The 25,419-nt window shown below is 66.9% G+C and carries 21 protein-coding genes and 1 pseudogene; 9 read left to right on the forward strand and 13 right to left on the reverse strand.

Annotated elements, in window-relative coordinates; all coding sequences use genetic code 11:
- Nucleotides 1–29 precede the first annotated feature (29 nt).
- Entirely contained in the window at nt 30–1,271 is a 1,242-nt protein-coding gene (locus AC5Y5Z_RS20565) for a cytochrome P450 (RefSeq protein ID WP_499927199.1), read from the reverse strand.
- Between the two features lie 183 nt (nt 1,272–1,454).
- Between AC5Y5Z_RS20565 and AC5Y5Z_RS20570 the strand changes: the two genes are divergently transcribed.
- Nucleotides 1,455–4,736: a helix-turn-helix transcriptional regulator gene (locus AC5Y5Z_RS20570; RefSeq protein ID WP_499927201.1), complete on the forward strand. Its 3,282-nt coding sequence runs from the start codon at nt 1,455–1,457 to the stop codon at nt 4,734–4,736.
- Between the two features lie 43 nt (nt 4,737–4,779).
- Here AC5Y5Z_RS20570 and AC5Y5Z_RS20575 read toward each other — a convergent pair whose 3' ends face one another.
- The 4 genes from AC5Y5Z_RS20575 to AC5Y5Z_RS20590 all read right to left on the reverse strand — a co-directional run bounded on the left by AC5Y5Z_RS20575 (nt 4,780) and on the right by AC5Y5Z_RS20590 (nt 8,866).
- Nucleotides 4,780–6,135 carry an aromatic ring-hydroxylating oxygenase subunit alpha gene (locus AC5Y5Z_RS20575; RefSeq protein ID WP_499927203.1) on the reverse strand — a complete coding sequence of 452 codons (1,356 nt, stop codon included), beginning with the start codon at nt 6,133–6,135 and terminating at the stop codon, nt 4,780–4,782.
- A gap of 9 nt (nt 6,136–6,144) precedes the next feature.
- Nucleotides 6,145–7,905, reverse strand: a complete 1,761-nt coding sequence (locus tag AC5Y5Z_RS20580; protein ID WP_499927205.1) for an N-acyl-D-amino-acid deacylase family protein — start codon at nt 7,903–7,905, stop codon at nt 6,145–6,147.
- Between the two features lie 115 nt (nt 7,906–8,020).
- On the reverse strand, nt 8,021–8,443 hold the full coding sequence (locus AC5Y5Z_RS20585; protein ID WP_463827816.1) for an ATP-binding protein: 423 nt from the start codon (nt 8,441–8,443) through the stop codon (nt 8,021–8,023).
- 45 nt (nt 8,444–8,488) lie between these two features.
- Nucleotides 8,489–8,866, reverse strand: coding sequence for an STAS domain-containing protein (locus AC5Y5Z_RS20590; protein WP_463827817.1), 378 nt, complete (start codon nt 8,864–8,866; stop codon nt 8,489–8,491).
- Nucleotides 8,867–9,169: 303 nt separating this feature from the next.
- Here AC5Y5Z_RS20590 and AC5Y5Z_RS20595 point away from each other — a divergent pair, with 303 nt between their 5' ends.
- On the forward strand, nt 9,170–10,219 hold the full coding sequence (locus tag AC5Y5Z_RS20595) for an ABC transporter permease (protein WP_463827818.1): 1,050 nt from the start codon (nt 9,170–9,172) through the stop codon (nt 10,217–10,219).
- A 2-nt stretch (nt 10,220–10,221) separates the two neighbouring features.
- Entirely contained in the window at nt 10,222–11,214 is a 993-nt protein-coding gene (locus tag AC5Y5Z_RS20600; protein ID WP_463827819.1) for an ATP-binding cassette domain-containing protein, read from the forward strand.
- 91 nt (nt 11,215–11,305) lie between these two features.
- Here AC5Y5Z_RS20600 and AC5Y5Z_RS20605 read toward each other — a convergent pair whose 3' ends face one another.
- From AC5Y5Z_RS20605 to AC5Y5Z_RS20625, 5 genes and pseudogenes are all read right to left on the reverse strand, one after another.
- Nucleotides 11,306–12,676 (reverse strand): acyltransferase family protein, encoded by a 1,371-nt coding sequence (locus AC5Y5Z_RS20605; protein WP_499927208.1) that lies wholly within the window; start codon nt 12,674–12,676, stop codon nt 11,306–11,308.
- A 77-nt stretch (nt 12,677–12,753) separates the two neighbouring features.
- Complete coding sequence (locus tag AC5Y5Z_RS20610; protein ID WP_463827821.1) at nt 12,754–13,125, reverse strand: hypothetical protein; 372 nt, start codon at nt 13,123–13,125, stop codon at nt 12,754–12,756.
- Nucleotides 13,126–13,197: 72 nt separating this feature from the next.
- Nucleotides 13,198–14,375: pseudogene (locus AC5Y5Z_RS20615) on the reverse strand (sulfotransferase family protein).
- Entirely contained in the window at nt 14,372–15,436 is a 1,065-nt protein-coding gene (locus tag AC5Y5Z_RS20620; RefSeq protein ID WP_499927210.1) for a DUF1214 domain-containing protein, read from the reverse strand. The pseudogene AC5Y5Z_RS20615 and the gene AC5Y5Z_RS20620 overlap by 4 nt, the downstream one beginning before the upstream one ends.
- A gap of 12 nt (nt 15,437–15,448) precedes the next feature.
- Nucleotides 15,449–16,024, reverse strand: coding sequence for a TetR/AcrR family transcriptional regulator (locus tag AC5Y5Z_RS20625; RefSeq protein WP_499927212.1), 576 nt, complete (start codon nt 16,022–16,024; stop codon nt 15,449–15,451).
- A 145-nt stretch (nt 16,025–16,169) separates the two neighbouring features.
- Here AC5Y5Z_RS20625 and AC5Y5Z_RS20630 point away from each other — a divergent pair, with 145 nt between their 5' ends.
- The 3 genes from AC5Y5Z_RS20630 to AC5Y5Z_RS20640 are packed head-to-tail and all read left to right on the forward strand — an operon-like array spanning nt 16,170 to nt 20,049.
- Nucleotides 16,170–18,401 (forward strand): acyl-CoA dehydrogenase family protein, encoded by a 2,232-nt coding sequence (locus AC5Y5Z_RS20630; protein ID WP_499927254.1) that lies wholly within the window; start codon nt 16,170–16,172, stop codon nt 18,399–18,401.
- A gap of 10 nt (nt 18,402–18,411) precedes the next feature.
- Nucleotides 18,412–19,620, forward strand: coding sequence for a thiolase family protein (locus AC5Y5Z_RS20635; RefSeq protein WP_463827825.1), 1,209 nt, complete (start codon nt 18,412–18,414; stop codon nt 19,618–19,620).
- A 15-nt stretch (nt 19,621–19,635) separates the two neighbouring features.
- Entirely contained in the window at nt 19,636–20,049 is a 414-nt protein-coding gene (locus AC5Y5Z_RS20640) for a Zn-ribbon domain-containing OB-fold protein (RefSeq protein WP_499927215.1), read from the forward strand.
- 90 nt (nt 20,050–20,139) lie between these two features.
- On the opposite strand, the gene AC5Y5Z_RS20645 is transcribed toward AC5Y5Z_RS20640, so the two are convergent.
- On the reverse strand, nt 20,140–21,117 hold the full coding sequence (locus AC5Y5Z_RS20645; RefSeq protein WP_499927217.1) for a LacI family DNA-binding transcriptional regulator: 978 nt from the start codon (nt 21,115–21,117) through the stop codon (nt 20,140–20,142).
- 495 nt (nt 21,118–21,612) lie between these two features.
- On the opposite strand from AC5Y5Z_RS20645, the gene AC5Y5Z_RS20650 reads away from it, so the two are divergent.
- Together AC5Y5Z_RS20650 and AC5Y5Z_RS20655 are read left to right on the forward strand one after the other, a co-directional pair.
- Nucleotides 21,613–22,770: a thiolase family protein gene (locus AC5Y5Z_RS20650; RefSeq protein ID WP_499927219.1), complete on the forward strand. Its 1,158-nt coding sequence runs from the start codon at nt 21,613–21,615 to the stop codon at nt 22,768–22,770.
- A complete protein-coding gene (locus AC5Y5Z_RS20655; RefSeq protein WP_463827829.1) occupies nt 22,767–23,180 on the forward strand; it encodes a Zn-ribbon domain-containing OB-fold protein in 414 nt (137 codons plus the stop codon). Before AC5Y5Z_RS20650 ends, AC5Y5Z_RS20655 begins: the two co-directional genes overlap by 4 nt.
- 132 nt (nt 23,181–23,312) lie before the next feature.
- On the opposite strand, the gene AC5Y5Z_RS20660 is transcribed toward AC5Y5Z_RS20655, so the two are convergent.
- Nucleotides 23,313–24,134: an alpha/beta fold hydrolase gene (locus AC5Y5Z_RS20660; RefSeq protein ID WP_499927256.1), complete on the reverse strand. Its 822-nt coding sequence runs from the start codon at nt 24,132–24,134 to the stop codon at nt 23,313–23,315.
- Between the two features lie 73 nt (nt 24,135–24,207).
- Here AC5Y5Z_RS20660 and AC5Y5Z_RS20665 point away from each other — a divergent pair, with 73 nt between their 5' ends.
- Nucleotides 24,208–24,813 carry a TetR/AcrR family transcriptional regulator gene (locus AC5Y5Z_RS20665; RefSeq protein ID WP_463827831.1) on the forward strand — a complete coding sequence of 202 codons (606 nt, stop codon included), beginning with the start codon at nt 24,208–24,210 and terminating at the stop codon, nt 24,811–24,813.
- Nucleotides 24,814–24,832: 19 nt separating this feature from the next.
- On the opposite strand, the gene AC5Y5Z_RS20670 is transcribed toward AC5Y5Z_RS20665, so the two are convergent.
- Entirely contained in the window at nt 24,833–25,402 is a 570-nt protein-coding gene (locus AC5Y5Z_RS20670) for a DUF3558 domain-containing protein (protein WP_499927222.1), read from the reverse strand.
- Nucleotides 25,403–25,419 lie beyond the last annotated feature (17 nt).

Genomic DNA, 25,419 nt, shown 5'->3' on the forward strand with positions numbered 1-25,419 from the left:
TCAGCACGATACCGGGTTCGTCGTCTACGTCACACGCCCCTTTCGAATTCGATGGGCAGGGCGATGGGTCCACCCAGCGTGTTCACCGGTTTCCAAGGAGCGGGACCGGTGCGGCGGGCGTTGGGCATGCGTCGGGTCATGACTGACAGGGCTTCAGTCAACTCGAGGCGGGCGAGATTGGCGCCGAGACAGTAGTGCATACCGCCGCCGAAAGTCTGAATCGGCGGGGCGCCTGCCCGGCGGATGTCGAGACGGTCCGGGTCATCACACGCGGCGGGATCCCGGTTGGCTGCGCCGGTGTTGACGATGACTATCGTGCCGGCGGGAATTCGTACTCCGGCGAGTTCGACGTCCTGGCCAGCGATGCGCAGCGTGACGAACGTCATCGGTGAGTGGCGGATGAGCTCGTGGACGGCGTTGACGGCCAGCTCCGGTTGCCGGCCAAGCAGTTCCCACTGGTCGGGGTGCTCGCACAGCACCTGCACCGCGGCGGACAGCTGAAGACGAGTGGTGTCGGTGCCGGCCATGAGCAGCGAGGCGACCATACTGCGCAGCTCGTCCCCGCTGAGGCGGTCGCCTGGAGAGCCGGGGTCTTCGGCGCGGATCAGCTCCGAGAGGAGGTCGTCGGTCAGGGTGTGGCGGCGCCGCGCGATCATCTCGTCGATATAGGCGTCTAGAGCTTCCCAGGCCTGCAGGATCATGGGTGTCTGGCTCGCGGCGTCCCAGCCGAAGGCCTCCATGATATGGTCGGTCCAGGCCGAGATCAATTCCCAGTCCTCCGGCGGTGCGCCGACCAGCGCGCAGATCACCCGGATGGGGAATTGGCGGGCAATGTCGGTGACCACGTCGCAGCGACCGTCCGCAGTGACGCCGTCGACCAAACCGGTGATGATGTCGACGATCGTCGTGCGCAGCCGCGCGATCGACTTGGGGCTGAAGGCCTTGCTGACCAGCCGTCTCAGCCGGTGGTGTTGCTCGCCGTCGATGCAGATGATGAGTGCGGCCACGCGGTCCCAGAGCGGGCCGGACGTAATGCCCTGTGCCGCAAGGAACATGCCCTGCGGCACGCGGAAGCGGGGGTCGCGCAACGCGGTGTGCACCAGGTCATAGCTCAGTAGCTCGGGCCCGTAGGGTCCGATCGCGATCGGTGCCCTCACACGGGCCCGGCTGATGATCGCGTGCGCATCATCGGGGTGTCGGGCGTCGGCGTAGTCAATCGCCGGTAGCCCGGCCTCGAAGACGCTGGGGCAGTTGCTGAGTGTGGTGGTCATGGGATCGACTCTGCTGAATCGCGCAGGCCAGATCATCGGGGAGTACTCGGAATTCACTCTGCGGCTATGGCGGCAAGAAGCGGGGAGAATCCCACCCCCACCGCAGGGTCAACGCCGCGCCGCGCGTCCGAATACGGGATTTCCCCGATGTTCGCGGCTCCGCGCACCGAGATCCTGGCTAGCATGACCAAAACCGATCGACGGATTGAGTTGGACGTGAGCGAGCTGCCAACCGGAACGGTGACGCTGTTGCTCGCCGATGTCGAGGGTTCGACGCGGTTGTGGGAGACCGAAGCCGACGCGATGACTGCCGCGTTCGCGCGCCTGGACCGCACTCTCAGCGACCTGCTTGCCGCCCATGGCGGGGTGCGTCCGGTCGAGCAAGGCGAAGGCGACAGCTTCGTGGTCGCGTTCCCGCGCGCCAGCGCCGCGGTGGCGTGCGCCCTGGCGCTGCAACGAGCGCCGCTGGCCCCGATCCGGTTACGCATCGGTCTGCACACCGGCGAGGTGCAACTGCGCGACGGGTGCAACTACGTCGGTTCCACGATCAATCGCACGGCGCGCCTGCGCGACCTCGCGCACGGCGGTCAGACGGTGCTGTCGGGCACCACCGAGGACATTGTGGTCGACGCGCTCCCGGATGATGCGTGGCTGACCGACCTCGGCCGCCACGAACTTCGCGGAATTGCTCGTCCCGAGCGGGTGGTACAGCTCTGCCACCCGGACGTCGCCAACGACTTTCCGCCGCTGAGGACATCGAAAACCGTTGCTGCCGAGCACTTACCGACGCAACTGACCAGTTTTGTCGGCCGCGGCGCCGAGATCGACGGCGTACGGCGCATCCTGGCCGCCAACCGGCTGGTCACCCTGACCGGTGCCGGCGGGGTGGGCAAGACCCGGCTGGCCATTCAGGTCGCGGGCCAGCAGGCCGCCGAGTTCGGTGACGGCGCCTGGTACGTCGACCTGGCGCCGCTCACCGACCCCGATCTGGTGCCGGTCGCGACGGCCGGCGCACTGGGGCTCACCGACCAGCCGGGCCGCTCCACCACCGAGACGTTGATCCGGTTCGTGGGTCACCGTCAGATGCTGGTCGTACTGGACAACTGCGAGCACCTCCTCGACGCGATCGCCGCGCTCACCGCCGCGCTACTGACGGCCTGCCCCGGGTTGACGGTGCTGGCGACCAGTCGCGAACCCATCGACGTACCCGGCGAGGTGACCTGGCGGGTGCCGTCCCTGTCGTTGGAGGACGACGCCGTTGCGCTGTTCCTGGACCGGGCCCGGCGAGCGCGCACCGATCTGCACATCGCCGACGACGACAGCGAGACGGTCAAGGAGATCTGCCGTCGGCTCGACGGCATGCCCCTGGCGATCGAGTTGGCGGCCGCCCGGGTACGGGCGCTCTCGCTCGACGAAATCGTGAGCAGTCTGCATGACCGCTTCCGGTTGTTGACCGGGGGCGGGCGCATCGCGGTGCGCCGCCAGCAAACCCTGCGGGCGTCGGTCGACTGGTCGCATGCGCTGCTGACCGATTCCGAACGCGCCCTATTCCGGCGGCTGGCGGCATTCGTCGGCGGCTTCGATCTCGCCGCCGCGCGTGCCGTGGCCGGGGGCACAGAGGTGGAGCGCTTCCAGGTGTTGGACCAGCTCACGCTACTGGTGGACAAGTCGCTGGTGGTGGCGGATAACACAGTAGGGCGAACGCGTTATCGGCTGCTGGAGACCGTTCGGCAGTACGCCGCGGAAAAACTTGACGAATCCGGTGAGGTGGACACGGTTCGTGCACGCCACCGCGACTACTACGCCGCAATGGCGGCCGCGCTCGACGCGCCAGCCGCCACCGGACACCAGCGGCGGGTTGAGCAAACCGAAACCGAACTCGACAACCTGCGCGCGGCGTTCGCCTGGAGCCGCGAGAGGCGTGACACGGAAGTGGCATTGCAGCTGGCGTCGTCGCTGCAGCCACTGTGGCTCACGCGCGGCCGCCTGCGCGAAGGAATGAGCTGGATCGATGAGGCGCTGACCGATCTGGACGCCGTGGACGGCGAGGTGGCACCGGCGGTGGTGGCGCGGGCGCTGGCCGACGCGGCACTCCTCGACGGCTGGGTCGGCATGCCGGAACGCGGGGAGCAAGCCACCGAAGCGCTGACCATTGCTCGCCAACTGGACGACCCCGTCCTGCTGGTCCGTGCTCTCACCGGCTGCATTGGCACGGCCGCCTTCGATCCCGAACAAGCGGCAACGTACTTCGCCGAGGCGATCGAGCTGGCGCGCGCCCTGGGCGACAAGTGGAGACTGAGCCAGCTGCTCGGCTTCCGCGCATACGCCGCTGTGATGGCCGGCAGCTCGATCACCGAGCACGCGGCGGCCGAAGGTCGCGACCTCGCCGACTCGGTCGGCGACCGGGTGGCGTCGGGCCAGTGCCGGTTATGGGGTATCGCTGGGGGACGGGCGATGCGCGGTGAGCTCCAGGGCGCCGCGGATGAATTGGGGGATCTGCTCGCAGAGGCCGATGCAGCCGGCGACCTGCTCACGAGATTCAACGCCCTGATGGCGCAGAGCTTTGTACTGGGGAGGCACGGCAACACGACTGCAGCGCTTGCCGCGGCCGAGACGGCGGTCGAGTTCGCCGCTGAGCTAGGTGCTGCGATCGAGGGGCTCGGCTATCTCGCACTGGGTTGGTCACGGCTGGCCGTGGGAGACGTCGCAGGCGCGCGCGACGCTCTCACGACAGCTTATGGCCAGATACCGAACGCCGGCTTTTCGTCGACCAACTTGATGTGGAGAGCCGAAACCGAGCTCGCGGAAGGCGATGTCGTGGCGGCCCGCCGCTGGGCCGATCGCGGAGTTCCGGCGACCGCTGGTTATTTCGGCACGTTCGCATTGAACACCCGTGCCCGCGTGGCGCTCGCTGAGGGGAACGCGGAGTCGGCCGAGCGTGACGCTCACGAAGCGCTGACGCGTGCCGCCGATACCGGGGCACAGCTGGGAGTGCCGGACGTCTTCGACTTTCTCGCTGGGCTGGCCGTGCTAGCCGCGAGTTATCCCGAGGCGGCTAGGCTCTTCGGTGCCGCAGAGACAATCCGGCAACGCACCGGGGAGGTGCGATACCTGATCCATCAGGCCGCCTATGAGAATTCGATGGCGACGCTCCGAGATGCGATGGGCCAAAATGACTTCGACTCCGCCTGGGCCGAGGGGGCAGCGCTATCCACTACCGAAGCGATCGCTTATGCCCAGCGAGGTCGGGGCGAACGCAAACGCCCGGCGTCCGGCTGGGCTTCGCTCACCCCCGCCGAACTCGACGTCGTCCGCCTGGTCAGCGATGGGCTGGGGAATAAAGACATCGCCGCCCGGCTTTTCATCTCGCCGCGCACCGTCGAGGCACATCTGACGCACGTCTACACGAAGCTGGGCTTGGCCTCGCGCGTCCAACTGGCCCGGGAAGCCGCCCGCCACGCCTGAAATCCGTGGCGAGCAGACACAGAATCGCATGAAAATGACGGTGTTAGTGCGATTCTGCGTCTGCTCGCGCCAGAAAAGCAGCACTAGCGCCGCCGGTCATCCGTTCGGACTCCGGTAGGTCGAGGTAGCGCTCCAGGTTGCGGTGCATGTTGATCACCCGACGTTCTTCATTGGAGAGCACCAGATGCGTCAAGCCGGGCTGGTGCAGGCCGCGTTGCAGGCCGGGCAGGATCCGGATGTCCTGGGTCAGCACGATTCCCGGTTCGGCATCCGCGGCCGCCATGCGCATGTCGGCGGGCTTGTTGCGGTCGGCGCCGGGCGGCATCCGGGTCATCAGGAACATGGTCAGCTCACCGTGGTCCGGATCCGGGCCGGGCCGCGACGTCATGATCGTCAAGTGGTCGGCGTTGACCAGGAACGTCATGTTCGGGAACACGTTGTACTGGTGCAGTCGGGTGATCCGGTCGGTGTCGGCCCAGTCCAGGTTCACCCCGCGTCCCGCGGCGAACTCCCGGGTGCGCGCCGCGATCAGCTCCGGCACCGACTGGCCGTCATCGGGAAAGGGTGTGCCCTCGGCCGCACCCATCAGCGCACCCTGGGTGTAAACGTAAGCGTCCCAGACTTCTTTGTCACTCAGGGTGCCCTCGAAACGCGGACTGGGCACCCCGTACGGTTGGTCGGACTTACCTGCGTGCACCCAGATCTGTTGCGGCGCATGGATATCATCGACGCAGCGCAGCAATTCGGGGTGCAACGTTTGGATATGATAGGTCTCGCTGTAGCCGTCGGCAATGGTCTTCCAGTTGGCTTCGACATCGACGGTCAGCGTTGCGTAGCAACGGAAGTCGCCGATATCGCACCAGGCGATGTCCTCGGGGATGCCATCCAGATAGGAGATCAGTGGCATCGCGCTGAGGTCGAGATTGACGAACACCATCCCCGCCCAAACGTCGACAGCGGCCGGCACCAACGGAAAGTCCGACATCTTCAGCGATCCGAAGCCCTTGCGGTTGGGGACCCGCTTCAGCACCCCGGCGAGGTCCCAGGTCCAGCCGTGGTATCCGCACTTGAGTTCGCGCAACCCCGAACCGCTGCCTACGCACAGCGAATTCCCCCGATGCCGGCAGGCGTTCTGAAAGGCACGCAGCACGCCGTCGTCATCGCAGACAATCAGGACTCCGTATGGGCCACAACGGTATTCGAAGTAGTCGCCCGGGTGGGAGACATGGTCGACCAGGCAGGCAAGCTGCCACACCTTCGGCCACATCCGCTGGATCTCGAGGGCGGCGAACGCCGGCGAGTAGTAGCGCTCGGCGGGCACCAGGGTCGGGGACGCGGGCGGGACCCCGATCGCGTCCTCGGCACGGGTCCGGGCGGGGTTGCCCGCGGCCGTCTGCACCGGCGCGGCCTAACGCGCGCCGCGCACCAACCGGCCCGGCCGTGCGCCGGTATCGACGTCGTTGCGCCGGGTCACCGTGCCGCTGACGATGGTGGCCGCGTATCCGCTGGCGCCCTGCAGGATCCGGTTTCCGCCGGCGGGCAGGTCCCAGGCCATCGCGGCTGGGTGCAGCGTCAGCGCGTTCAGGTCGATGACGTTGATGTCGGCTTTCTTGCCCGGTTCGATGGTGCCGCGGTCGGTGAGACCGAACAGGTGCGCGGTGTCGCGGGCCTGCTTGCGGATCACATATTCCAGCGAGAGTTTGTCACCGCGGTGCCGGTCCCGCGCCCAGTGGGTCAGCAGGAACGTGGGATACGAAGCGTCGCAGATCATTCCGCAGTGTGCGCCGCCGTCGGACAGGCCCAGCACACCGGCCGGGTGCAGCAGCATCTCGCGAATTGCGTCGTGGTTGCCCTCGGCGTAGTTGAACAGCGGCAGCATCAGCATGGCGCTGGCGTCCCGTTCCAGCATCAGGTCATAGAGGGTCGACAGCGGGTCCTCGCCGCGCGCCTGCGCGATCGCCTGCACGGTGCGGTCCGGGGTGGGCTCGTAGTCCGGCGGGTTGCCCAGTGCGTAGAGGCGGTGCAGCGAATGCTGCACCAGCGCGAACATGCCGTCGAACAACAACGACGGATCCACCGGCAGGTCGTCCTCGGCCAGGATCGCGGCCTTGACCGCCGGGGCGGCCAGGCGTTGCGCCAGCTCTTCCCGGCTGCATTCGGCCTTCAACCGGCGATAGGTGGGCCGGTGACTGAACCCGTGGTGGCCCTGGAACCCGATCATCATGCCGAACGGGCGGGCCGCGATCTGCGGGTACAGCCGACTGCCGTCGGAGTGTGCGGCCGCCGAGAGGTCCAGCATCTCGCGCCAGAGGCCCGGGTCGGCGTCGACCTGGATGAGCGCGAAGGACACCGGACGGTCGATCTCAGCGCCCAGTCGGCGCATCCATTCGAGTTCCTTCTTGGGCGCGATGATGTCCTCACCTGCCGAACCCTGCGGGGCCAGCTCGAAGACCGCCTGACCGCCGGCGGCCATGGCCCGGCCGAGGCCGAACAACTCGTCCTCGGCGGCAAAGGTGCCGGGCACCGGTTCGCCGTCCATTGCGCGGTGACCCATCGTGCGCGACGTCGAGAATCCGAGTGCGCCCGCTTCGATCGCCTCGGTGACCAGGCGACCCATCGCCTTAATGTCGTCGGCGGTGGCCGGTTCGTTGCGGGCACCGCGTTCGCCCATGGCGTAGGCGCGGATCGCGCCGTGGGCGACCTGGCTGCCCACGTCGATCGAGAACTTCTGCTTGCCGATGGCGTCGAGGTACTCGGGGTAGGTCTCCCAGCCCCAGGTGATGCCCTCGGTCAGCGCGGTGCCGGGAATGTCCTCGACGCCTTCCATCAGGCTGATCAGCCAGTCCTCGGTCCCGGGCCGCACCGGCGCGAAGCCGACGCCGCAGTTGCCGGTGACCACCGTGGTGACTCCATGACCGCTGGACGGTTCCAGCGAACTGTCCCAGCTGACCTGCCCGTCGTAGTGGGTGTGGATGTCGACGAACCCGGGCGCCACCACATGTCCGGTCGCGTCGATGGTCTCGGCGGCTTCGCCGGCAAGCTCCGGAGAATCCGCGCCGCGGCGGACCACGTCGACGATTTTGCCGTCCTTGACGCCGATGTCGGCGCGGTAGCGTGGCGCGCCGGTGCCGTCCACGACGGTCCCACCGACGATTTTCAGGTCGAACATGGATGCCTCCAGGGCAGCGAATCAGGGCTGTGCGATCATTTCGCTACGGTGAGTAGCGTATGTATCGACGGTAGGCGTCCCGGTGGCTTGAGTCAATGACGCGCGGACGGGCGGGTCAGGATGCGGTCAGGCGATTCCAGGTCAACTTCACCGCGGTGCCGTGCGGGGTTCCGTCGATGCTCGCTTCGTCGGCGAGGGCACGCATCAACGGGATGCCGCGCCCGCGGGCCAGATTCGCTGCGCTGGGCTGCTGGCGCCACCGACCGCGGTCGATGATGTTCACCGCGAGGGTGTCCGAACCGGGGTCGTAGGCGGCGCGCACATCCATGGTCCCGCACTCATCGGGGTAGGCGAATTCGGCGACATTCGCCAGCGCCTCGCTGACAGCCAGCACCAGGTCACTGAACTGCTCGGCGTCGAGCGCGAAATGACGACTCAGCCAATTGCGAAACTCGACCCGAATCCGCGTGGCATTCGATGCGTCGGCGGCAATCTGGGTTCGGACGAAGCGCGGGCAATCGTTGCTCTGGGATGTCACGGGGTGCCGAATCAGAGTGTCTGGCCGACCCCCGGCGATGCCGTGCTACGCACCGGTGATCCAGTTCAGCGCGCTATCCAAGGTGCGGTGCAGCGAGAGCACGCTGTCGATACCCATCAGTTTGAGTGGACGGCTGGTGGCCGGGCCGTCGGCAACCACGGCCAACCGTGTCGGCGGCGCCAATTCGGCTTGCCCGTTGACCAGCACGCTCATCCCGGCAGACGCGAGGAATTCCACTTTCGTCAGATCGACGATGAGCGCCGGGGGTTTGCCGGCCAGCGCCGTGTGCATCGCATCCGCCAATTGAGGAGCACTCAGCATGTCTACTTCGCCCGAGACGGCCAGTACCACGGCACCGTCCGCCTGGTACTGCTCGACTTCGAAAGCCGTTCGGTTGATTGGATCGCCGGGTTGATCGACCATGCTTTATCTCAAATCCGTCCTCGGGGGGACAACAATAGTGCTCAGAAAACCACGCCATGCCGGGGCTGTGGATTCAACCCGCCGGAAAACCGCCACGAACTTGCTTGCCGAATGCAGCGCCGCGGCAGCTAACGAAAGCCAATCCTAGGCCATCGCGCGAAACACCCGCCGGGTACCGTTCCGCCGGGTAAACATTCTGCCACCGCGGGCGGCCGATCGCTTTTCCGGCCGGCCTGCGCCGCGTGCGCCGACAGTGGTGCACAACGGGGTCAAGGCCTTGTGCGGGGTTGATAGCGTCTACGAATGCTCTTTGCTGCGCTGCGCGATATGCAATGGCGAAAACGTCGCCTGGTTATTGCCATCGTCAGCACCGGGCTGATCTTCGGGATGACGCTCGTGATGAGCGGACTTGCCTACGGGTTTCGCGTCGAAGCCCGGCAGACCGTGGATTCCATGGGGGTCGACGCATTTGTGGTCAAGGACGGCGCGGCGGGACCTTTTCTGGGGTCGACGCCATTTCCCGACGTCGACTTGGCGCGGGTGCGCGCCGAACCGGGTGTCTCCGCCGCGGCACCGCTGGGCTGTGTGGGGACGATCATGAGGGACGGCAACTCGACCCGGAACGTCACTGCCTTCGGGGCACCTGAGCGTGGTCCCGGCATGCCGTCCGTTTCGCAGGGCCGGGCCCCGTCGAAGCCCGACGAGGTGGCGGCGTCAAGCACGCTGGGGCGCCGGCTGGGCGACACCCTGCAGGTGGGCGCCCATACGCTGCGGATCGTAGGCATCGTGCCCAATTCGACCGCACTCGCCAAGATCCCCAACATTTTTCTGACCACCGAGGGTTTGCAGCAACTGGCGTACAACGGGCAGCCGATGGTCACCTCGATCGGCATCGACGGCACCCCCCGGGCGCTGCCGAACGGCTACCGGACCTATGACCGGGACGGCGCCGTGGCCGACCTGATCCGGCCGTTGAAGGTCGCGGTGAACTCCATCACCATCGTTGCGCTGTTGCTGTGGGTGGTGGCGGTGCTGATCATCGGCTCGGTGGTGTACCTGTCCGCGTTGGAACGGGTCCGCGACTTCGCGGTGTTCAAGGCGATCGGGACCCCGACGCGCTCGATCCTCGCCGGCCTGGCGCTGCAGGCGCTGGTCGTCTCCCTGCTGGCCGCGGGGGTGGGGGTGATCCTGTCCAAGCTGCTGGCGCCGCTGTTCCCGATGGTCGTCGCGGTCCCGTCCGTCGCCTATGTGCTGTTACCGGTAGTGGCCACCGGGATCGGCCTGCTGGCCAGCCTGGCCGGGTTGCGGCGGGTGGTCGCCATCGACCCAGCGCTCGCGTTCGGAGGTCCCTGATCATGGGCGATCTGAGCATCCAGAATCTGGTCGTCGAGTACTACAGCGGCGGCTATGCCCTGCGCCCGATCAACGGACTGAATCTCGATGTGGCGTCCGGATCCCTGGTGATCCTGTTGGGACCGAGCGGTTGCGGGAAGACGACATTGCTGTCCTGTCTCGGCGGCATCCTGCGGCCCAAGTCCGGCACCATCAAATTCGACGACGTCGACATCACGGCACTGGACGGCAAGGCGATGGCGCAGTACCGGCGCGACAAGGTCGGCATCGTGTTCCAGGCGTTCAATCTCGTCCCCAGCTTGACCGCCCTCGAGAACGTGATGATTCCGTTGCGGGCCGCCGGGATGTCACGCGCGGCCTCGCGCAAGCGCGCCACCGAGTTGCTCGAACGGGTCAACCTCGGCGACCGGATCAAGCACCGGCCCGGCGATCTGAGCGGCGGTCAGCAGCAGCGCGTGGCGGTCGCTCGGGCGATCGCGCTGGATCCGCCGCTGATCCTGGCCGACGAGCCGACCGCACACCTGGATTTCATCCAAGTCGAAGAGGTGCTGCGGCTGATCCGTGAACTGGCCGACGGTGACCGGGTGGTGGTGGTGGCAACCCACGACAGCCGCATGCTGCCGATGGCGGACCGGGTCGTCGAACTGACTCCGGATTTCGCCGACACCAACAGGTCGCCGGAGCTGTTCGAACTGAAGGCCGGAGTGGTGTTGTTCGAGCAGAGCACCATGGGTGAGTTGATCTACGTGGTGATCGAGGGCGAATTCGATCTGGTACATGAATTGGCCGACGGCGGTGAGGAATTGATCAAGGTGGTCGGGCCGGGCGACTACTTCGGGGAGATGGGCGTGCTGTTCCACATGCCACGCTCGGCGACCGCGCGGGCGCGCACCGATGCGAAGGTGATGGGGTACACCGCCCAGGCCTTCCGGGAGCGTCTCGGCGCAGGTGGCCCGCGCGACCTGATCGGACACCGCGAGCTCAGCAGCGACTGATCCGCTACGAGTGGTGCCGGGCGAAGAACCGCCAGATGGTGTCGGTGGCGTCCGGGGGCTGGCCGCGTCGGACTGAGTCGCCGAGCAGACGTCAGCGCATCGCACGTACACCGAGTGCGCGCCCGAGCGCCCGGCGCGCCCGGGCAGCCGTTTCCCGCTTCGGCAGTCGCACGGCGGCCACCCCCCGGGCGCCCAGCAACGCCGCCAGCATCACCGAGACGCAGACCAGCCCGTCGTCCTTGAGACCCCACTTCACCGCGGCCAGGATCGCCGCCCCGGCCACGCACAGCAACACGCCGACGCTGACGCCACGCCACGCCGACGTAATGGCGGGGGCGCCGTCCCACCCGGGCAGCGGAGTGTTCTCCAGCACCCGCAGCGCCACGAACAGCACCGCCACCACGGCGATCATGAGGACGAGTTGCGCAACGCTGATCGCCAGGAAGTCGGGCTGACCCGGGAAGCGCGGGTGGCCGAAGGCGTCGAACAGCAGGTGCACGCCCAGCAGCGCCGGCATGTGCCACAGGTACAGCGTCATTGCGCCGGAGTTGCCGATCGCCGTGAACCACCACACCCGCGGCCGTTGCGCCCAGCGGTTGATCGCCGGCGCGGCCGCGATCGCCAGGGCGCTGAGCACGATCGCGTGTCCGGCGAGCAGCAGCGAGGGGGGGCTCATGTTAGGCAGCTGCTGGCCCTCAATACCGACCAGACTCAGCTCGTAGGGACCCCACTGCAGCAGCGCGATGTTGACCGTGAACACTGCCGCCGCGACACCCAACGCGACACGACCGCTGAGCAACTGGCGGCGGTAGGCGACGCCGAACATGCCGGGGATGAGCCAGGCAGCGAGGTTGAGATAGCCGATCGGCGCCAGTGCCGGCCAATGCAACCGAAGCACGTCGACGACCGCGACCATCGCGTAGACGGCGGCGACGCCGCCGACCAGGCGGGTCGCCGTGGTGATCCGGCGCAAGGCCGGCATCGCCGCGAGCACCAGCACATACACGCCGAGAAACCACAGCAGCTGAATGCTGATGCCTGCGACCGGTTCGTACACATGTTGGGGCAGGAAGGGATACAGCATTACCAACGCGACGGCCCAGAAGGCCAGGTAGTAGAAGACCGGCCGGAACAACCGGGTGCACCGCTTCAACAGCCAACCCCCCCAGTTGACCTCCGGTCCCCAGGACGAGACGCACGCCGCGGCGCCCGCGAAGAAGAACAGCGGCATGATCTGGAAAATCCAGGTCAAAGCCTGGAACACGGTCGAAGTGGTGAGCAGGTTGTCCCAGATGAACACGCCGTCGCGGATGGTGCTGATCGCCATCACGGTGTGGCCGATCACCACGCCGACCAGTGCGGTGATGCGGATGACGTCGATGGCGCGGTCGCGGTCGACCGGCGTGGTGGCGGCCAGTTCAGGGGCGCTCGGAAAGCGCAGCAAGCCCGAGGAAGTTGTCATTCCTGCAGCATTGCTGGTGGGTGCGGGCCGGCACCTGCGTAGGACTACTCGTTCCGGGCGGGTAGTCCTACCACTGACTAGGCCTGGTGGGCCAGGGTGAAGAAGACGTAGGCGAGGCAGAACAAGAAGTTCAGGGCGATGAGGACCAGCCCGGCGCACACCAGCGCGTGCCTGCAGCGCCGCTGCAGCCGTGTGACTCGGGCGGACTGTTTCTCGCGGTTGAGTTCCGTGGCGATCAACGCGAAATTGACGTTGGTCATCTCCCGTTCGGCCACCGGGGAGCCGGTGAACAACTGGCGGAGGCGGGTCGCCGGGATATGCACTCCGACGGCTGCGAAGCGCCGGCTCAGTCGTCGTGCCTGCCTGCGGCCGAGAACCTGGCCGCGTAGCTGCAGTTGCTGCGCGAGTCGCTGTCGTTCGTCGCCCCAGGGGTTCGACGGGGTCGTCACAAGCGGGAAGTCTATGTCCTTCATCACATTTTGGGGACAGATCCGTCCCGCATTTTTCGCGGATTCGCGGCCTCAGCGCAGCTGCTCGGTCGGCACCGCGTAGCGCTGCTGGTAGCCGCGGACCCGGTCGCGCACCTCGTCGGCGTTCAGACCGGTGTCCGACCAGGTGTAGCGGCCCCGTCCGCCGTCTCCCGGGTGAGCAGCCAGAAAGTCGCGCATGCGTTGCTTCGCCTGCGGCCGCAGTTCGCGGCCCAGCTTTCGGTAGATGCCGTCGATGGTGGTCCAAGGGTCGGCAATGAAATCGGCGTAGTGGACGTCGATGATGCGGTCGGCGGCGATCTTGCCGCTGTCACGCAGCGCCATCTCCCGCTCGAGACCGACCACAATCTCCTCGTAGGACTGGGCCGCGCACTCACCGATATCGTTTCGTCGCTGCCCATCCGGCGCAGATGATGGGTGAGGGCGGCGATCGACGAGATGACGTTGAGCGGGTCGCGGTGCGTCTGCACGATCAGCGCGTCGGGATACTCGGCGAGCAGCGCATCGAGCTGCCACAGGTGCGCCGGCGACTTCAGTAGCCACTGCCCGGGCACGCCCGACTGCAGGTGCTGCAGGAAGATCCGGTGGAACCGGTAGGCCGCGGCGTGGTCGGCGTCGTAGAGCAGCCAGCGGTAGTAGGTGGGCAGGCGGTACTGCACCGAGAAGATCATGCTGACGAAGGAACTGGCAGTGATGCGGACGCACTCCTGCCCGACCAGCGCGCCCATCGGGTGGTACTTCAGGAAACCGGGGATGATCTGCTCGGCCATCTCCAGGCTGGCCTGCGTGAGGGCGATCCGCGGGTCGTCGTGATAGGTCTGCGGTTGCGGAACCGGGCAGGGCGCGTCCACTTCCCAGGTCAGCGGCGCGCGCAGGGCGGGATCCTGGGCCAGCAGGTCGTACAGGATGGTGGTTCCGGTGCGGGGTTGCCCGATGATGAAGATCGGCGCCTCGACCGGCTCGGTCGCTATCTGCGGGTTGCGATTGCGCCAGTCGATCACGTCCAGCCGGTTCTTCAGGGCACGCATCAGATCCAGATAGGCGATCTCGACTCCGATGGCCGACAGCCGGGCCTCGTTGAGTAGGCCGTCCACCACCCGTTCGAGTCCGGCTTCCCAGCCCGGGGCGGCATCTCCGAAGTCGTCGTGCCCGGTTTCCGCGCAGGCCGTGGCGATCAAACGTGCGGGCTGGAAACGCTCCTGCGGCGTCATCGCTGTACCGACACCTCGACGCGGGGCGGGTTCGGGTTGTCGAGCCAGCGCAGCACGATGAACCCGCGGTGACGGCCACCGGTGTCGAGCCAGTGGCCCAGCCCGCGATCCCGGTCACCGATCGCGATGCGCACCCGCCCGTCCGGGCCGGGTTGCACGCCGCGGTTGGTCACCGAGCTGTGCCGTCGCCGCGGTTCCAGACACTCGTGCCAGATGTTCTCCAGGGTGACGTTCCAATACCTGGTGTCGGGCGGCTCGATGTCGAGCACGAGTGCCTGGCCCGGCTCCAGGCGGTAGGTGCCGATCATGTACAGGTTGTCCGGCGTGGTGTCCGCCGCGCCCAGGTCGGCGGCCTCGGCGGTCAACAGCGCGTTGGGCTGATCGAGCAGCTCGGGCTTGATGGTGCGGTGCAGGGTTGCGAGCTTCATCAGCGACCACGCCATCGCGGTGAACTGCTCGGCCAGCGCGTCGTCGGTCAGCGCAGTCACCGGGTCGGGGTCCAGAGCCTCGATGTGCAGGGTGGCCAGTTCCTCGCGGGCGCGGTCACCGATGTACTCCCGCACCACCACCGACGACGCGTCCCCAGGGATCGGCAACCACTGCGCCCCGTCGAGGTCCGCCGGTTGCTGTGCGGCCAGCACGATCGCGAATTGTCCTGAGCACAAGTCTAATTCGGTGTCACGGAGATAGCCGGACATGCGTCGCGGGGTCAGACCGGTGCCGGCCAGGATCTGCATCCCGAGGTAGGCCGACGTACCCCGGGCGCCGGTGATCCGATAGCGACGGTCACCGCGGATCATGGCCAGGTAGTAGTTGCCGTCCGGGTTCGGGCCGCCGACCATCCGGTTCGGCGAGCACATGTCGAAGAACACCGGCCGGCTCAGGTCGGCTTCGACGGCCATCTGCGAACACAGCGACAACACCCGGGCGATCACCCGCAGCCCTTCGAGGAGTTCGCGTTCGGTTTCGGCGTCCTGGGTGACGATGGTGGTGACGTCGGCCAGCATCTGCTGGAAGAACTTCCAGGCGCCGACCGCCTGGGGTGCGTCGACCCGAGTCATAGCTTCGATCTCCTAGCGGTTGAGTGTCAGCGCGTCGACGATGAGCCGGGTGGTGAGCTCGGCGCGCCGTCGTGGATACGCTTGTCCGGCAGACAGAATCGGATACACGACGCCGCCGACGACGGCATCGGCCGCCGAGTCCGCGGTCGCCGGATCGATCCCCGCGGCGAGCAGTCGGGTGCGGACGCTGTCGTGCAGCGGCGTACTGAATCCGTCGCGCAGTCTGGCCGCGGTGTCCTGGTGTTCCATGCCGGCAACGGTCAGGGTGCGCAGCATTGCCGAGCCACGGGCGGTGGTCAGGCTCGCGGCGAGCTTGCCCACCCACTCGACCAGATCGGCGGCCAGATCGTCGGTGTGGTTCATCGCGGCGAGGATCTTGTCGGCGTCCTCGAGCATGACGTCGGCGACGAGCTCGGGCCTGCTGCGCCACCAGCGGTAGATGGTCTGCTTGCCCACCCCGGCCCGGGCGGCCACCGCCTCGATGGTCAGCGCATCGAAGCCGCGTTCCAGGAGCAACTCGCGCGTTGCTGTCACGATTGCGGTACGTGATTTCTCGCTGCGGCGGCGCGGCGTGAGATCGGTCGACATGTCAGGTGGTCCTGTTCGACTTTCCGGCGTCCGCCTTGTTAGTCTCTGCAAGACGAGACGGTTCGTCTTGTAAAGCGAGAGGATAGCAGCCGGTGCCGCCCATGTGGAGTTTGTCGAGCGCAGCTGCCACGGCTGGGCCGCCGTCGTGAGCGTGGGACTGACCGCCGAGCAGCAGGAGTTGTGCGCCGCTGTCGGACAATTCGCCGCACGGCACGCTCCGGTTGCCGCCACCCGGGACAGCCTGGACGCGCTCGCCGCCGGGAAGATGCCCGACTGGTGGGAAGCATTGGTCGACAACGGCTTTCACGCCGTTCACCTGCCGGAGGAGGTCGGCGGCCAGGGTGGTCGGCTGGTCGACGGCGCATGTGTGCTCGAGGCCGCGGCCACAGCGTTGTTGGCCGGGCCGTTGCTGCCGACGGTCGCCACCGGCGCGGTCGCGCTGTCGGCAGATCGGACCCCGATGGCGGAGTCGCTGCTGCGTGAGCTTGCCGCCGGTGCGCCGGCAGCGGTCATCCTGCCGGGCAACGGCGAATTTTGCGTCGATCGGGTCGGCCAGGGATGGCGGGTGACCGGGACCTCGGAGGTTACCGCTGGGGTGTGCTCGGCGCGGCTGGTCCTGGTCGGTGTGCGGACCGCGGACAGTGGCGTGGTATGGATTCCGGTCGATACCGAAAACCCCGCGGCAGCAATCGATTCGGCAGACGGCACTGATCTGGTGACCGATGCCGGAATCCTGCGTTTGACCGACTACGCTGCGACCGACGTGCTGACCGGCATCGAGCCGGAACGCGCCGAATGCGTGGTGTTGGCACTGGTGGCCGCGACAACCGCCGGCATCACGCAGTGGTGCGTGGATGCGGTCACCGCGCACCTGCGCATCCGGGAACAGTTCGGCAAAGTGATCGGCACCTTCCAGGCCCTGCAGCACAACGCGGCGATGCTGTTGGTCAGCAGCGAATTGGCGACGTCGGCGGCGTGGGACGCGGTGCGGGCGGTGGATGAGCCACTCGATCAGCACCGCATCGCCGCGGCCGGAGCCGCGTTGATCGCGGTGTCGCCGGTGCCCGATCTCGTGCTGGATGCGCTCACGATGTTCGGCGCCATCGGATTCACCTGGGAGCATGACGTACACCTGTACTGGCGGCGCGCAATCAGCCTGGCCGCATCGATCGGTCCGGCGAATCGCTGGGCCCGGCGGCTGGGCCGGCTCACCTGCACCCAGCAGCGTGACATGTCGGTGGACCTGGGCGACGCGGATGCCGAGTTCCGGTCGCAGGTGGCCCAGACCCTGGACGCGGCACGGCAATTGAGCAACGACCAACCCGGCCGTCAAGGTGACTACGACGACTTCAAGACCGGTCCGCAACGCACCCTGATCGCCGAAGCCGGTTTGATCGCGCCGCATTGGCCGCCGCCGTGGGGACTCGACGCCGGGCCACTACGCCAGCTCATCATCGACGACGAGTTCGCCAAGCGGCCCGACCTGGTGCGCCCGTCGCTCGGCATTGCCGAATGGATCCTGCCCTCGGTGCTACGTGCTGCGCCGAAAGAGCTGCAGGACAAACTGATCCCGCCGACCCAACGCGGCGAGATCGCCTGGTGCCAGCTGTTCAGTGAGCCGGGAGCAGGGTCCGACCTGGCCGCGTTGACCACCCGCGCCACCAAAGTGGACGGCGGCTGGCAGATCAACGGACACAAGATCTGGACATCGGTGGCCCACCGCGCCGACTTCGGGGCGCTGCTGGCCCGCACCGATCCCGACGCCGCAAAGCACCGCGGCATCGGCTATTTCATCCTGGACATGCGATCCCCGGGCATCGAGATCCAGCCGATCAAGACCGCCACCGGCGAGGCGCATTTCAACGAGGTGTTCCTCACCGATGTCTTCGTGCCCGACGCGATGTTGCTCGGTGACCCGGTCGGCGGTTGGAATCTGGCGATCGCGACCATGGCCGAAGAGCGTTCGGCCATCAGCGGTTACGTCAAATTCGACCGCGCTGCCGCACTGCGCCGGTTGGCGTCGGAGGACGGCCCGGACCGTGCGGACGCGCTGCGCGCGCTCGGCGAACTCGACGCATACACCAATGCGATCAAAGCGCTGGGTGTGCGGGAGACCATCCGCTTGCTTGACGGGCAGCCGTCGGGTCCGGCGTCCAGCATCGCCAAGGTCGCGATGAATGTGTTGCTGCGCCGCACCTTTGCGGCCACGCTGCAACTGACCGGACGGCTGGCAATGGTGGCCGACCCCGATCCCGCTGCGCAACCTGCTGTAGTGGAGCCGTACCTGCGGTTGCCGGCGGAGTTGATCGGCGGCGGCACCCGTGAGATTCAGCTCAACATCATCGCTCAAATGATTCTCGGACTGCCGCGGAAATAAGGGAACGCACATGGGATTACGCGGAGAAGCCGCAATAGTCGGCTACGTCGAGCTGCCACCCGAGCGCCTCAACAAAGCGGCACCGGCGCCGTTCGTCATCGAGCAGTGGGCAGAACTGGCCGCGGCAGCACTCGAGGACGCGGGATTGTCCGGTGATGTCGTCAACGGCATCGTGACGTCCCACCTTGCCGAGTCACAGATCTTCGTCCCGTCCACCATCGCCGAATACCTCGGAATGCCGGCCCGATTCGCCGAACTGGTGGATCTCGGCGGCGCCAGCGCCGCCGCCATGGTGTGGCGGGCCGCCGCGGCGATCGAGCTCGGAATCTGTGACGCGGTGCTGTGTGCCCTGCCGGCCCGCTACATCACGCCGTCGTCGAAGCAGAAGCCCAGGCCGCTGGTGGATGCCATGTTCTTCGGCTCGTCGAGCAACCAATACGGCTCTCCGCAAGCCGAATTCGAGATTCCCTACGGCAACCTGGGTCAGAATGGCCCGTACGGCCAGGTAGCGCAACGCTACGCCGCGGTCTACGGCTACGACGAGCGCGCTATGGCCAAGATCGTGGTCGACCAGCGGGTCAACGCCAACCACACCGACGGTGCGATCTGGAAAGACAAATTACTGTCGGTCGACGATGTGCTGGCCAGTCCGGTCATCGCCGACCCGCTGCACATGCTCGAGATCGTGATGCCCTGCGTCGGCGGCGCTGCCGTCGTCGTCGCCAACGCCGACATCGCGAAGCGGGCCCGTAACCGTCCGGTGTGGGTCAGGGGGTTCGGTGAGAACGTGCCGTTCAAGACACCCACCTATGCCGAGGATCTGCTGCAGACACCGATGGTCGAGGCCGCCGACACTGCATTCGGAATGACCGGCTTGACCCGGGACCAGATGGACATGGTCTCGATCTACGACTGCTACACCATCACCGTGATGCTGTCCCTGGAGGACGCGGGCTTCTGCCCGAAGGGCAAGGGCCTGGAATTCGTTGCCGGCCACGACCTGACCTTCCGCGGCGACTTCCCGCTGAACACCGCCGGCGGCCAACTCGGGTTCGGTCAGGCCGGATTGGCCGGGGGCATGCATCATGTCTGCGACGCCACCCGGCAGATCATGGGGCGTGCGGGTGCGGCGCAGGTCAGCGACTGCAACCGGGCCTTCGTGTCGGGGAACGGCGGAATCCTGTCCGAACAGACCGCGCTGGTCCTCGAAGGCGATTGAGCAGCAGGAGGATTCATGGCGATCAGCTTCGACCGACCGATGCCGGTCAAGATGCCCACCACCGCGCCGTTCTGGGATGCGCTGGCCGAACACCGGGTGGTGATCCAGTACTCGCCGTCGTCGCAGGCCTATGTGTTCTACCCGCGGGTGCGCGCGCCCCGCACCCTGGCCGACGATCTGGAATGGCGCGAGATCTCCGGTATGGGCACGCTGTACTCGTTCACGGTGGCGCGCCGGCCCGTCAGCCCGCACTTCGCCGACGCGGTGCCACAACTGCTGGCCATCGTCGAATGGGACGAGGGCCCAAGGTTTTCTACCGAGATGGTCAACGTCGAGCCGGGTGACCTCGAAGTCGGAATGCGGGTGCGTCCGGTGTTCTTCGACTATCCCGAGCACGACGTGACCATGTTGCGCTACGAACCTGCCTGAGCGCGATCGGTACTCCTCCTCGAGTATCAGCCGCACGTCACCGCGAGTGATGCGCTTAACCACGGGACGTTCGGTCAGCAGGCGGGCACGTCAGGTCGAGGAGCGCACGATCAGACGCGCGATGTCGGTGATATCCGGCGACGGCGGCGGCGGGTAGCCCAGCCGTTCGTAAACCGCGGCGATCGCGGCGTCGGCAACCGCGTTCGGGTCGAACTGCACGGTGGTCAGCGGCGGGGTGCTCACCATGCCCATGGTGCTGGCGTCCACGCCCATCACGGCCAGGTCCCCGGGGCAGCGCAGACCCGCCAGGTGTATCCCGTACAGCACCAGGCAGGCGACTTCGTCGCTCTGCGCGCACACCGCGGTGACGCCGTCGCGCACCCACGTGGTGACGACGTCGGCGGCGTTGGCGACGGTAATTTCGGCGACGGGCACCGGCGGGAGGTCGCGTACCTGTGTCGCGCGGACGACACCTTCGAGCCAGTACTCGCCCAGCGCCCGCCACTTCGCGATTCCCGTATTGGCGAACGCGATCTGTCGGTGGCCCCGCGACACCAGATGGGCGACCCGCATCTCGCCGACCGCGAGGTGGGGATCACCCAGCGCCGGCAGGGTCCCGATTTCGACCAGCGGAATGGCCGCCTCGCTCACCGCCGCGGCGGCGGCTTCGCTGAGGGGGAACAGGCTGGTCACCGCGACCGGATCGAGATTGGCGATCGCATCGACGACGTGGTGGTCGTCTTCGGTCTCGAAGATCTGCACTTGCAACAGACCCAGTCGCGCGAGCTCGGTGGTCATCCGGCTGCCGGCCTGCATCGGCATGTCGCCCACCGCCACGTGTGGCACCACATAAAGCACCACTCCGCTCTTGCCGCGGGCAAGATTGCGCGCGGCCAGATTGGGCCGGTAGCCGAGTAGTTTGGCGGCCCGATTGACCGCGTCCCGGGTCTGGGCCGATATTCGGCGGCCCTCGGCTTTGTTGAGCACATAACTGACCGTCGCGGTCGACACGTCCGCCAGCCGAGCCACGTCAGCGGTGGTGGGTCGCACACTTTTGTCCGTGCTCACGCGTCACCTTCCCGGGCTGCTCCTGCCACATGGTGGCACGGGGTGTCCACGCCAGCGCACCCTCCCGCGGATATCCGGTCTGTTGGCAGACTAATAGCATCAGAATCGAGCGTGTCCGTCCGAGCGACCTGGTGAGAAGGATGACCCTAGAACTTGCCAGCTGACCTGGTTTTTCGCCGCCAAGCCGAGACGCTGGATCGGCAGGGTGTCACCGCTCTACGGCCAGCACACGGAGGAAGTGCTGCGGGATGTATCGCATTGCACCCCAGAGAAGTTGCTGGATCTCTCCCGGTCGGGCGTCAGCGCCACAGGACCGGCAGGGCTGTGGCATGGCCGTCACCCTGGGTGTGCCGCCTCGCTGCGGTGACTTGTGCGCACCCGTGCGGTTCCTGCTGCGGCAGGATTCGGTGGTGATGGAATTGACTGCGTGCCATCGCATTACCGGCGTCGAGAGTCGTCGCTGATGAAAACTGACGGCATCAGAGTGGAGTGGGATTGAGCGCACACCGCACCGCGGCCATCGTCGGGGTGTTCAACACCGCGCAGGGCCGCCGGCTGGAAGGTGAGACCTCACGAAGTCTGGCCATTACTGCGATCCGAGGAGCCCTCGCCGACGCCGGTCTGAGCCTGCACGACGTGGACGGCATCAGCGCGGGTCCACAGTCCACCGCACTGATCTATGACCTGCGGCTCGGACCGGCGTGGCAAGGCTTGGGCTTCGGGGTCGGCATGATCACCGAGGCGGCCACTGCTATCGAACACGGCATGGCCGACGTGGTGGTGCTGGTCGCCGCCCAGGCCGGTGAGTATCGCGACCACGAAGCCACCGCGCCCTGGACGCGACCGGAGAACGAATTCGTAGCGCCGTGGGGCATGTTCACGGCCGCGGAATTCGCGCTGATCGCGCGTCGGCACATGCACGTCTACGGCACCACCCGCGAGCAGCTGTCCATCGTGGCGGCCACCATCCGCAACAACGGATCGCGCAACCCGAAAGCCGTGTATCACCAATGTGGTCCGTTCACCCCGGACGACATCACCGCGTCCAGGCTGATCGCCGATCCCTTCCACCTTCTCGATTGCGCCACCACGTCCGAGGGTGGCTGTGCGCTGGTACTGGCGAACCTCGCCAAGGTCGACCCGCGCAACCGTGCGGTCTACATCTTGGGCAGTGGCGCAGACTTTCACGGGCCGTCCTATCAGCATCCGCCGGCGTGGGACCTGGTCGGCCGCCGCGGCGATCACGTCAACGGCGTGGTGGGCCGGCGGGCTGCCGACCGTGCCTTCGCGCACTCGGGTCTGCGCCGCGACGACGTCGACGTGCTGGAGCTCTACGACCCGTTCTCGTTCGAGATCATCCGCCAGTTGGAGGCGTTCGGGTTCTGCCCACCCGGTGAAGGCGGACCGTTCGTCACCGAAGGTCACATCGCGATCGGCGGCAGTCACCCGATCACCACGGACGGAGGAACCATGTCGTTCAGTCACGCGGGAGCCAACCCGCAGATGATGCAGCGCGCCGTGCGGGCCGTGCAGCAACTGCGCGGCGAGGCGGGTGAACTGCAGGTGCCGGACGCGCGTATTGCGTTGTGCAGCAACGGGGGAGCGGGTGCGATGTTCACCACAGTGCTGCTACTGGGGGACGAACCGCGATGAATCTATTGCCGCAGACCGGCCCGTTGCCGCACGCTGGCAGTCACCTCAGCGTGCCGTTCTGGGCGGGATGCCGTCGTCACGAACTGTGCTACCAACGCTGCGGACAGTGTGGCCTGGCCAACTTCCCACCGACCGAGCACTGTCGCCATTGCCTGTCGGCCGAGCTGCGGTGGACACCGGGCGGTGGCGTCGGCGAAATCTACAGTTGGACCGTCGTGCACAGGCCGGTCACCGCGGAATTCGAACCGCCTTATGCGCCGGCAATTGTCACCTTGGACGAGGGTTATCAGCTGCTGACCAACATCGTCGGCGTGGCCGCCGATGCACTGCGGATCGGGATGCGGGTGCGTGTGCAATTCCACGCGGTCGACTCCGAGGTCACGCTGCCGTACTTCACCGGATCGCCGTGAGTCCCGCTCGCACCACCAACGGCCTGCCGATCACCGCCTACCTGGTGCTGGGGTGCTGGCCGCCACTGACGATCAGCTCCGTCGCCGCATGGCCCGGCCGGGTGAGCGCCCAGCGTGGCTGGACCGCTCGTGCTACGCAGGCACCGCGACCGTAGCCAACAGCTCGGCGAGACGCGCGGGTTGATCGACCATCGAATAGGTGCGGGCCCCTTCGATGACCTCGAGCCGGGCATTCGGAATCGTCGAGGCGAGTCGTCGGCCGTCTTCGAGGTCGAAGAACTTGTCGTCGCCCGACCATGCGATGAGGGCAGGTTTGCCGAATTCGGGTAACCGTGCGGCGACCCCGGTGGTGATCTCGGGGCGCAGCGACAGCGAGAGCTGGCGTAGGTTCTCCGCGATCGCGAGGTCGGACAGCGCTGGGCGCACCCACACCGCGGTGAGATCGTCAATGTCGTTGTGGGCCAATCCCGCATAGGCGCGCCGGCGCGCGACGGGCGCGCGCATGGTTTGAATGGCGGTGCGGAACAACGACCTGGACCTGGCGGCAAGGATCACCGGCTTGAGGATCGGCGGCGGAAAGTGTTCGAACGCATCGCAACTCGTGAGGACGAGCGCCCCCAGCCGTTCGGGATGGTGCACCGCCACCAACTGGGTGACCACCCCGCCGGTGTCATTGCCGACCAGGACCACGTCGTCGAGGTCGAGCGCCGCCAGCGTGTCGGCGACGATCCTGGCGACGCCGGTGATGGTGGCGTCGGCACCGGCGCGCAGGGCTTGGGTGTGGGCACCGAGCGGCCAGGTGGGGGCAATGCAGCGCAGTCCTTGTTCGGCGAGGCGGGTGCTGACGTCGCGCCAGAGTTCGCCGCCCATCAGGTATCCGTGCACGAACACGACGGGACGCCCGGCTGCGGGTCCGGTTGCTTCGTAATGGATGGTTCCGGCGTTAATGTCGATCGTCGGCGTGGCAAGCTCCTACTCGCGCTATGTTACAAACAGGCTGTCTGTTCGTAATTTACCAACAGGGTGTATGGAAATCAAGAAGCGCACTCAGGAACAGCGTTCCGCGGCAACCCGCGCGGCGCTGGTCTCGGCTGCCCGCAAGCTGTGGGGATCGCGGGGTTACGCCGACGTCGGTACGCCGGAGATCGCCGGCGAAGCAGGCGTGACCCGAGGCGCGATGTATCACCAATTCGCCGACAAGGCAGCGCTTTTCCGCGACGTCGTCGAAGCGGTGGAGCAGGATCTGATGAATCGGATGGCCACGCTGGTTGCTGCATCGGGTGCCACCACGCCCGCCGACACGATCCGCGCCGCGGTCGACGCCTGGCTCGAGGTCTCCGGGGACCCGGAGGCGCGCCAGTTGATCCTGCTGGACGCGCCGGCTGTGCTGGGTTGGGCCGGCTTCCGTGACGTTGCCCAGCGTTACAGCCTGGGTATGACCGAGCAGTTGATCACGGCGGCCATCGAGGCCGGCCAATTGCAACCGCTACCGGTTCGTCCGATGGCCACCGTGTTGATCGGCGCACTCGACGAAGCCGCCATGGCGATCGCCACGGCGGCCGACCAGAAGCGGGCGCGCGAGGAGATCAGCCAGGTGCTGCGCCTGATCATCGATGGGATGCTCGAGGGCTGACGGTCCCGGGCGGCCGCCGTCACTTCACCGCCGCGATGGTCCGGCGGGACAGCTCAGTGGCGATCTCGCACGGATCGGGAAACGGCTTCCTGGTGAACTGGATCGACCATTCGAAGAAGTCGTCGCCGAACTGGACGGCAACGTCGCACAACCGGGTGCCGAGCCGGTCGGTGCCTGCCGCGATGTAGCCGCTGTGTCCGTCGATGGTGACGTCGCTGACGGTGGAGCGGGTGAGGTCCTCGTTCTTGCGTTCACGCCCGATCGGGCTGCCGCGAAACCAGCTGAAGGAGAACCACGGCCCGTCGATGCTGCCGTGCAGCAACCACTGACAGCCCATCGGGTTGCGAGCGGTGACGACCAGGCCGGACACGTTGGTGAGTTGCGCGACGGTCTGATCGCTGACGCCACCGCATTCCGGGAAGGCCGGTCCGTGCACGGCCTGCTTCGTGGTGCGCGACGGCGATGACTGCTGGCCCCCTGGTCCCGGCGGGTGGTCCTGGCAACTGACCAGCAGGGATGTCGCGCCAGCCAAACCAGCCAGGACGAGCGAACCTACGGCGCGTCGATGTCGAAACACATTCTCAGCCATCTATTGCCGGCGCTTTT

The sequence above is a fragment of the Mycobacterium sp. NGS29 genome (assembly GCF_059812965.1).